Raw genomic sequence first — 9,204 nt, 5'->3', positions numbered from 1 at the left:
TGAGTGCTTAACCGCTGATGAATCAACAGTTTTTTCCTCTTCTGAAATTTGTTGAAAAAGCTTGTCCTTGCTTAGCGTTAGCTCGTTTTCTTGTGCGCAGCGAGAAGTAAGCCGGTGACAATAAAGACCTTTAAAATCGATTGGGGTGTGCCGTTTAATCTCACGGCTAATCGTGCTAGGAGAAAAGCCAAGTGCTCTAGCAATTGATCTGAGCGAGTCTCCCTCTGATAACCGTTGTTCGATATAAAAACGATCTTTTTCATTTAAGTGCCGATAAACCATCTCTACCCTCTAAGTCAAAAGGCGAACTAGAGAGTTTATCTGTATGAATATGAACTCTCTACTGAGTGTTGCACTTCAGATGACGGAGGGCGGTTAAGTGAATGCTCTCACTTGCCTTGGTAAAGGACTTTGCCTGAGTGACGGCTAGAAAGGCGATAATGTTTTTCATTGATTTTAATTATTCCAAAAAGTTATTAATTTTATAAATATAATTCATTTTAGTTATATAGATCAATGTTTTAAATTGAAGAGAACGTTGATAGCCTGATTAATTCTCTCTTGATATTAAGATATTAATTTTAAATATATTTATTTTTTTAAGGATTATTCTATGATATTTATAGCTTAATTGTTGCTGGTATTTTTACAGGAATCCTTTCTGGTTGGATTGGCGCCGGCGGTGGTATTATTATTGTGCCAGTAATGCTCTGGTTGACCGCACAACAAGGAGTGAGTGCAACGCTTAGTATGCACTTGGCAGTAACAACATCACTCGGTTTTATTATGGTTAATTCATTGTATACGACTTTTCACCATCACCGGAGTCATAATTTGGTGGTTTCTTTATTTAAACGCATTGTTATATTTACAATCATTGGTGCATTAATTGGTGGTCAACTTGATAAAGTTATTCTCGTTTTTTTTGTAAAAACATTATTTATAATAGTTATTATTAGCGTTTTAATTCAGAGTTTTTTTAATCGTATAAGTCAAGCAGGGCAGCGGAGAACTCAGCCGACTTATCCTAGTTTTTTATCACGAGCAATACTTGGATTTTCTGTTGGTATTCTGTCTTCTTTAGTTGGGATTGGTGGCTCAGCGATGACTAATCCGTACATGCAATACCATCGTTATCCCATGAAAAAAGCGCAGCGATGTCAACGGCATTGGCATTTCCCATGGGTTTGTTTGCACTGACCAGCTTGCTGGTTGCAAGTGCTGGTATGGCAGGATTACCCTCTGGGAGCGTTGGGTATTTGTATCTTCCTGCATTGATTGGTTTATTAATAGGTTCGTTCTTAGGTTCACCTCTAGGCGTGTGGATGGTCAAGCGCGTTTCAGAGCAAACGTCGGTTTGGCTATTTCGTATTGTATTATTGGCGGTAATTATGCAGATGATTCATTAACTAAAACTAATCTTTACTCAGGGAATATATTATGAATGATGATGTTGCAAGCGCTCGAGCCAGGTATTAAATTCAAAACGTTCAAATAGTGTTACAAGTTGATGGATATTGATGCTTTTTCTTTTTAAATCGCTAAGTGTATAAGGAAGCTCCAGGTCACGATAAATGGTGACTAAGCGCTGGCTTAATTGCAGTTGCTTGATGCTGCTGCGTAAATTTTCGCCGACTTTGCCCTTAATTTGATCCGCCTGTTGAATGACGGTCTCAAGGTTATGATATTGGGCAAGCCAACGCTGAGCCGTTTTAGGGCCGACTTTATCAATGCCAGGGACATCATCGACTTTATCACCAATGAGGGCAAGATAGTCAGGAATTTGTTCGGGGCGTAAACCAAAGCGTTTTTCAACACATTCTGGGGTAGTTAACGTGCCTTTCATGGTATCGAGTAGCGAGATATACGGGGTGATCAGTTGCGCCATATCTTTATCACTACTGGCAATTAATGTCGCCTGCTTGGCTTGATGAGCTTGGGTGGCCAGAGTGCCGATAATATCATCTGCTTCGATGCCGGGAATACTCAGGCGAGGAATGCCGAGGGCGTCTATGCATTCACGAATGAGGGGAATTTGGATTTTTAACTCTTCTGGCATGGGCGGCCGGCTGGACTTATAGGCGGGGTAAATATGGTGGCGTAGCGTTTTGCCCGCAGGGTCTAGCACTACCAGCATGTGTTTGGGTTTATAGGTTTTTAATAATTTACGTAACAGTGAAATTGTGCCGTAAATTGCGGCAGTGGGTTCACCTGCATGGTTATGGCGCGCTGGAATGCCATGAAAAGCACGGTAGATAAAGGAGGAGCCATCAACAAGTAACAAGGGAGGTTGCTTGTGTTTACGCTTAAGCTTGTGCTCTTTATAAGGGTGACGGTTGCTGATCGCTGCTGCGGCCATCCGGTCACAGCGTTCATTGTAGAGGTTGCCATCATGGCCTTTGACCCAGTGCCACTGAATGGGGTGGGTATGCTCATGGAGTAATTGATCGAGCTGCTGCCAGAGATCTTGATTGGCAATACTCTCGCCAAAGGCATTGCACCAATTTTGTCGGCGCCATTTTTTAAGCCAGTTTTGTGCGCCTTGAATCAGATACATCGAATCTGTATAGAGGCGAATGTGGCTGGTTTTGGGCGCGTATGCGAGCGCTTTAATTGCGGCGGTAATTTCCATGCGGTTATTGGTTGAATGAGTAACAAAGCCAGACAATTCAATTTCCTGATCATGGTTAAGCACTAAGGTGGCCCAGCCGCCTAAACCGCTTTGTGGTTGGCAGCTGCCATCGGTATAAATATCGTACTGCATATTATAACTATATTGAGCTAGGTTAAATTAAAAGCTTAGTTTTAATTTAACAAGGTTAAGGTGGAGTCGGAGTAGAGGCTAAGGACTGATAGACCGCAGTGATAATAAAATCAGCATATTGTCTGTGAAATTCTTCGGTCATCTCGTCTTTATTAAACCAAGCACCATATAGGCTGGTAAACAGTGATGAGGCATTGGTGAAAATATAAAATAACAGTTGAGACGCTGTGTAATTTATATAACGGGGATGGATTTTACCCGCGTTTTTAAATTGGGTAATGCAATCGAGTATTGTTATTATCATCGGGCTACTATCTTCTAATAGAGGCTTGTCATCGTTGAATTCGAGGCGTTGCCAAAGCAGCATGCGCCCCATATCTGGGTTATGTTTATAAATATTAAAGCGGATCGTGATAATGGTTTTAATAAAGTCATATAAAGTAAGTGACTGTAGTTGTGTGTTTGGGGGGCTTTCTTTAGACAAGTCAGGGGCGATAAGTTCTTTTTTTACCTTACACCATAAATCATGTTTATTAGTAAAATGATGGTAGATTAAGCTTTGGTTAATATTGGCTTTTTTTGCAATCATGCTGATTGATGTACCAGCAAAGCCATGGCTGGCAAACAGCTTCTGTGCAGCTTGTAGGATATTAGAGCGTGTTATATCTGCACTGGGGCGTTGTTTTTTTGTGGCTGTGGTCATTATGCTTTTATTATGGGTTGTTCTATCTATTAAGTCGTTAAATTATCATACTTGCCTTGATCCATTGCTGGCAAGTGCTTTTAGTTAATCTAGAACGCTTGTTTGCTCATTGTTGAGTTTAGGGAAAATCTTAGCTTTAAGCTACAATAAGGCCAATTTTGAATTAAAGTTTGAATTAACGTTGGAGTTATTATGCCGCTTTTAACCTTACGCGAGGTGTGTCTAAGTTATGGTGGGCCATTGTTGCTTGATCATGTTGATTTTCAGTTGCGACGTGGTGAACGCGTGTGTTTAGTGGGGCGTAATGGTGCCGGTAAGTCGACATTAATGAAATTGATTAATGGTGAACATCAAGCAGATCAGGGGGAGTACTTGATTAAGCAAGGTGTTAGAGTTCAGCGCTTGCAGCAAGAGGTACCTGAAGGGACGGTGGGCAGTATTTTATCGGTGGTGGCGCACGGTTTGGGTGAGCTTGGCGGTTGTCTAGCACGTTATGATGAACTATTAAAACTAGAGCAATTTGATCAAGAGTTTGAAAACTTGCAGCATCGTATTGAGGAGCAACAAGGTTGGCAGGCACGTCAGCAGATTGACCGGGTATTATCACGTTTAGAGCTTGATCCTGCAGGTCAGTTTAACGCACTTTCCGGTGGTTGGAAGCGTCGAGTGTTATTGGCTCAAGCCTTAGTGGGTGAGCCGGATGTCCTACTGCTTGATGAGCCAACGAATCACTTGGATATTACGGCAATTGAATGGCTGGAAGAATTTTTAGTGTCATATGCCGGGACGTTATTGTTTATTACTCATGATCGGTCGTTTTTACAACGTTTAGCAACACGGATTGTGGAGTTAGATCGAGGAAAGCTGGTGAGTTTTCCCGGGGATTATGCTGCTTATTTGCAACGCAAAGAAGCCATGTTACAAGAAGAAGAGCAACAAAATGCCTTATTTGATAAGCGCCTTGCTCAAGAAGAAGTGTGGATCCGTCAGGGCATTAAAGCACGGCGTACACGTAATGAGGGGCGTGTGCGTGCACTTGAAAAAATGCGTATGGAGCGTAGTCAACGTCGCAATCGTCAAGGGCAGGCTAAAATAGGCGCGGATAGTGGTGAGCGCTCAGGGAAACTCGTTATTAAGGCACAAAATATTTGTTATCGCTATGATGATCAGCCGATTGTCCGTGACTTTTCTGTAACGATTATGCGCGGTGATAAAATTGGTATTATTGGTCCAAATGGCGCCGGTAAGAGTACTTTACTTGCAATGTTACTCGGTCGTTTAGTTCCGCAAGCCGGTGAAATAAAATCGGGTACAAATTTGCAAGTGGCCTATTTTGATCAATTAAGACAGGCATTGAATGAAGAGGCGACGGTCTTTGATACGGTAGCAGAAGGTAAAAATACTGTCATGTTGCAGGGTAAGGAACGTCATGTCATAAGCTATTTGCAAGACTTTTTATTTGCACCGGAGCGGGCGCGTTCACCGGTAAAAGCCTTATCCGGTGGTGAGCGGAATCGCTTATTACTGGCTAAATTATTTACTCAGCCTTGTAATGTTTTGGTCTTGGATGAGCCAACCAATGATTTAGACATGGAAACATTAGATTTACTCGAAGAGTTATTGCTTGATTATCAGGGGACATTATTACTGGTTAGCCATGACCGAGCGTTTTTAAATGATGTGGTGACAAGTACCTTGGTATTTGAAGGACAGGGGCTGGTGAATGAATATGTCGGTGGTTATGATGATTGGTTGCGTCAACGTTCTGTTTTATCTCAAGACCAGTCTCAAGTTCAAACTCAAAATCAAACTCAAAATTTAATTAAAAATCCAGCAGGTTCTCAAGTAGAGAGCTGTGGTGTTAATAAAAATAATACTATGGATAAGAGTCGTGTTAAAGAACAAAAGAAAAAATCGAATGGTAAGCTGAGCTTTAAAGAAAAGCAGGAGCTTGAAGCATTGCCAGCTAAAATAGAGCAACTAGAGCATGAGCAAGAAGAGTTGAATTTAGCAATGGCAAGTGGTGATTTTTATCAGCAAGAGAGTGACGTGATTCGCCAGGCGACTACACGGATGACGACTTTGGAAGAAGCGTTATTCGCCTGTTATGAGCGTTGGGAGACGCTGGATGCAAAAATAAAATAATTTGCTTACAGCCGTTTCAAGAAGTTGTAATAGGCCTTATGATTAAAATAGTTAAGAATAAAGTAAGCAATTAAATTAAAACGAGAACTTTAAGTAAACCAAACTTGGCTAAACTTGGGATAGAGACTGGAGATGACATTGAATTTATCAAAACATGGCTATGAGACATTTGAATATTTACGTGATGACTATATTCCTGCATTGAATGTGACGGTGACCCAGTATCGTCATCGGCAGACGGGTGCTGAGCATTATCATATTGATGCGGATAATGCCGAAAATGTATTTTTGGTTGGGCTTCGAACTGTGCCGACTGATTCTACGGGAGTGGCGCATATTTTGGAGCACACCGCATTATGTGGTAGCGAGAAATATCCTGTGCGTGATCCGTTTTTTATGATGATTCGCCGTTCATTAAATACCTTTATGAATGCTTTTACCAGCAGTGACTGGACGGCTTACCCTTTTGCGACTCAGAATAAAAAAGACTTTAATAACTTGCTCGATGTTTATCTAGATGCAGTCTTTTTCTCGCGTTTAGATCCGCTTGATTTTGCCCAAGAAGGGCATCGTTTAGTATTCTCTGAAGAGAATAATATGGATTCTCCCTTAATGTATAAGGGGGTGGTGTATAATGAGATGAAAGGAGCATTAAGCTCACCTTCCCAGCAGCTTTGGTATATTTTATCGAGTTATTTATTTCCAACATCAACCTATCACTATAATAGTGGTGGTGATCCTGAGTGTATTACAGATTTAAGCTATGATGAGCTAAAAGCATTTTATAAAAAGCATTATCACCCAAGCAATGCAGTTTTTATGACCTATGGCAATATTTCAGCCAGTGAACACCAGCAGAATTTTGAAGAAAAAGTCTTATCACGTTTTGAGCGTAGTGATGATTATGTCGAAGTTAAACCTGAAAAGCGTTATCACGCACCTGTGAGTATTGCGCGTGCGTATCCACTGGATACGGCGTCTTCTGGGCGACAGAGTTATCATGTGCTCGCTTGGTTATTGGGTGAAAGTGTAGATCTTAAAAGTGCGTTTAAAGCGCACTTATTATCGAGTGTGTTACTTGATAACAGCGCAAGTCCATTAATGGCCGCACTAGAGCAGACGGATTTAGGTTCTGCACCGGCGCCAATTTGTGGTTTAGAAGATTCGAATCGTGAAATTAGTTTTATGTGTGGCCTGGAAGGTTGTGCTCCTGAGAGTGCTGAGGCGTTTAAAACGTTAGTTCTGAATGTGCTTGAAAAAGTGGCTAAAGACGGCATTGGTCAAGAGAAATTAGCCGCGGCTTTGCATCAATTTGAGCTCAGCCAACGTGAAGTTACCGGAGATGGTTATCCTTATGGATTAAAGTTGATTTTGTCGATGTTGACTGCTTCTGTGCATCGTGGGGATGCGATTGCTGCCATTAATATTGAGCCAGTGCTTGATGAGTTGCGCGAAGAAATTAAAGATCCAAACTTTATTAAACATTTAGTGCAAGAAAGTTTATTAAATAACCCTCATCAGGTGTTATTTACTTTAAATCCAGATGAGAAATTAACAGCCCGTAAAGCGCAAACAGAAGAAAAATATTTGGCTGAACTTAAAGGGCGTTTATCTACACAAGCAAAGCAGCAGATGGTTGAGTTGGCGAATAAGCTAAAATCTCGTCAAGAAGCTGCGGATGATCCGGGTATTTTACCGAAAGTGACACTCAACGATGTACCTGGCGATATTCCAAAAATTGAAGGCTTGGCCCTTAATGAGTCAGGAAAAATACAGCGTAAATATTACACCCAAGGGACCAATGGCCTGGTGTATCAGCAAATTGTTGTAGATATGCCAGAACTGAATGAAGCAGAACTGAAAGTATTACCGTTATATACTGCGTGTTTACCTGAACTAGGCGCAGGAGAATTAAGCTATATAGATGTTCAAGAAGCCCAAGCGCGTTGCAGTGGTGGCTTTAATGCGTATACAACGTTTAAAGGTCAGCCTGATAATGAGCAATATGCTAAAGGTTATTTTGTCTTATCAGGAAAAGCATTAGCACGCAATTATCACGACTTTAACGAATTAATGCAGAAATTATTTAATCAAGTGCGTTTTGATGAAACCAGTCGCCTACGTGAGTTGATTGCGCAAATTCGTGCTAGTCGTGAGCAAAGCATTGTCAGTGCGGGTCATTCGTTTGTGATGGGGGCTGCAAGTTCAGGTATGAGTCCGGTGGCTAAGTTGCATTATCAATTAGAAGGCTTAGCGGGTGTGAAGGCGTTAAAAGCACTTGATGAGAGTTTAAGTGATAAGACAAAAGTCATTGCGCTTGGTCAAACCCTTGCCGCTATCCATAGTAAAGTCATGGGGAATGCTAAGCAATTACTGATGATCGGCGAGGAAAATAGCCAACCATTGGTCGAAAATGTGCAATGGCAAGTAGAGGCTGCTGAGTCTAATAGTAAAGACACTCAGTTGGCATTAGCATCTGTGCAAGAGACAGTGAATTGTGCCTGGTTAATGAATACCCAAGTGAATTTTTGCTCGCATGCCTATAAAACCGTACCGAGTGGTCATGCTGATGCTCCGGTATTGACTATTATTGGTGGTATTTTGCGCAATGGTTTTTTACATCGTGCGGTACGTGAGCAAGGCGGTGCTTATGGTGGAGGGGCGACGCATGATAATGATAATGGCGTGTTGCGTTTTTACTCTTATCGAGATCCACGTTTAGCTGATACTTTAAATGATTTTTCTGCGTCTGTTGAGTGGCTTAAAAAGGGTGAGTTTTTGGATGAACAGATCGAAGAGTCAGTATTGGGGGTGATTGCAGCGTTGGATAAACCAAGTTCACCGGCTGGTGAAGCTCGTCAGGCCTTTTTTAATGATTTGCATGGTCGTAGTTATGAAGTACGTAAGCGTTTTCGTGAGCGCGCCTTGGCGGTAACACGCGAGGATATTATTCGTGTTGCGAGGACTTATTTAAATGGTGATAATGTCAGTACAGCAGTGATTGCAAGTCCGGCATTAAAGTCTGAATGTGAAAATCTAGGTTTAACAATTTTTAATCTATAGTTGATTTTTTATCTTTTCTAAAAATAAATAAAAGGTGCTTTTGCTAGCGCCTTTTTATTAGCTTTTATTATATTTTTGTTATATAAAAATAAATTTTATTTGTTTATGTTTAGTATTTTAAGTGGCGGTTAATATTGCATAAATTATATTTTTAATATAAATTTTATACATTTATATAATATATAGGCAGGCTAGAGAGATGGTGAACAATTTTGATTTTTTTAAAAGTGCAGTAATAAATCAATCAGAATTTGCTGGATTTTTTAGAGAAATTGGTCGGGAAAATGAGTTAAGCAGATTTTCTCAGGATCTAATTGCAGCTTTAAGTTCGAGTACGGTTAAAGTGAGGCCGAATGTTATAGCACTCAACGAATAGTTTCTGACATTGACTTCATTACTTGACTAAGCGCTGTCTCTAAATTTATTTCATCTTGATCAAGCTTCATGCGAACCCTATTTTTAAGCGGTGACCATACATGCTCTATCGGGTTTAAATCAGGAGAATAAGGGGGTAAAAATAATAAGTGAC

5 protein-coding genes and 2 pseudogenes are annotated in these 9,204 nt (G+C 40.8%); 3 read left to right on the top strand and 4 right to left on the bottom strand.

The window, feature by feature from the left end:
- Nucleotides 1-282: pseudogene (locus tag C200_RS01190) on the bottom strand (helix-turn-helix domain-containing protein); the annotation flags it as partial.
- 336 nt (nt 283-618) lie between these two features.
- On the opposite strand from C200_RS01190, the pseudogene C200_RS01185 reads away from it, so the two are divergent.
- Nucleotides 619-1,409: pseudogene (locus C200_RS01185) on the top strand (sulfite exporter TauE/SafE family protein).
- A gap of 29 nt (nt 1,410-1,438) precedes the next feature.
- Here C200_RS01185 and rnhA read toward each other — a convergent pair.
- Nucleotides 1,439-2,764, bottom strand: a complete 1,326-nt coding sequence (gene rnhA, locus C200_RS01175; RefSeq protein WP_016211113.1) for a ribonuclease HI — start codon at nt 2,762-2,764, stop codon at nt 1,439-1,441.
- 55 nt (nt 2,765-2,819) lie between these two features.
- Nucleotides 2,820-3,467: a TetR/AcrR family transcriptional regulator gene (locus C200_RS01170; RefSeq protein ID WP_016211112.1), complete on the bottom strand. Its 648-nt coding sequence runs from the start codon at nt 3,465-3,467 to the stop codon at nt 2,820-2,822.
- A gap of 192 nt (nt 3,468-3,659) precedes the next feature.
- Between C200_RS01170 and C200_RS01165 the strand changes: the two genes are divergently transcribed.
- Both C200_RS01165 and C200_RS01160 read left to right on the top strand, forming a co-directional pair.
- Complete coding sequence (locus tag C200_RS01165) at nt 3,660-5,612, top strand: ATP-binding cassette domain-containing protein (protein WP_016211115.1); 1,953 nt, start codon at nt 3,660-3,662, stop codon at nt 5,610-5,612.
- A gap of 132 nt (nt 5,613-5,744) precedes the next feature.
- Nucleotides 5,745-8,675: an insulinase family protein gene (locus tag C200_RS01160; protein ID WP_016211114.1), complete on the top strand. Its 2,931-nt coding sequence runs from the start codon at nt 5,745-5,747 to the stop codon at nt 8,673-8,675.
- A gap of 365 nt (nt 8,676-9,040) precedes the next feature.
- On the opposite strand, the gene C200_RS14140 is transcribed toward C200_RS01160, so the two are convergent.
- On the bottom strand, nt 9,041-9,204 hold a 164-nt coding region (locus tag C200_RS14140), incomplete at its 5' end, for a transposase (protein WP_033923641.1).

It is taken from the genome of Piscirickettsia salmonis LF-89 = ATCC VR-1361, from assembly GCF_000297215.2.
Classification (GTDB): Bacteria; Pseudomonadota; Gammaproteobacteria; order Piscirickettsiales; family Piscirickettsiaceae; genus Piscirickettsia; species Piscirickettsia salmonis.
The sequence above is the reverse complement of the archived record's forward strand: the minus strand, read 5'-3'. Positions and strand labels throughout refer to the sequence as shown.

Coding starts and splice junctions, on each gene's coding strand:
- rnhA (WP_016211113.1), bottom strand. CDS start 2,764: ATGCAGTACGATATTTATACCGATGGCAGCTGCCAACCACAAAGCGGT.
- C200_RS01170 (WP_016211112.1), bottom strand. CDS start 3,467: ATGACCACAGCCACAAAAAAACAACGCCCCAGTGCAGATATAACACGC.
- C200_RS01165 (WP_016211115.1), top strand. CDS start 3,660: ATGCCGCTTTTAACCTTACGCGAGGTGTGTCTAAGTTATGGTGGGCCA.
- C200_RS01160 (WP_016211114.1), top strand. CDS start 5,745: ATGACATTGAATTTATCAAAACATGGCTATGAGACATTTGAATATTTA.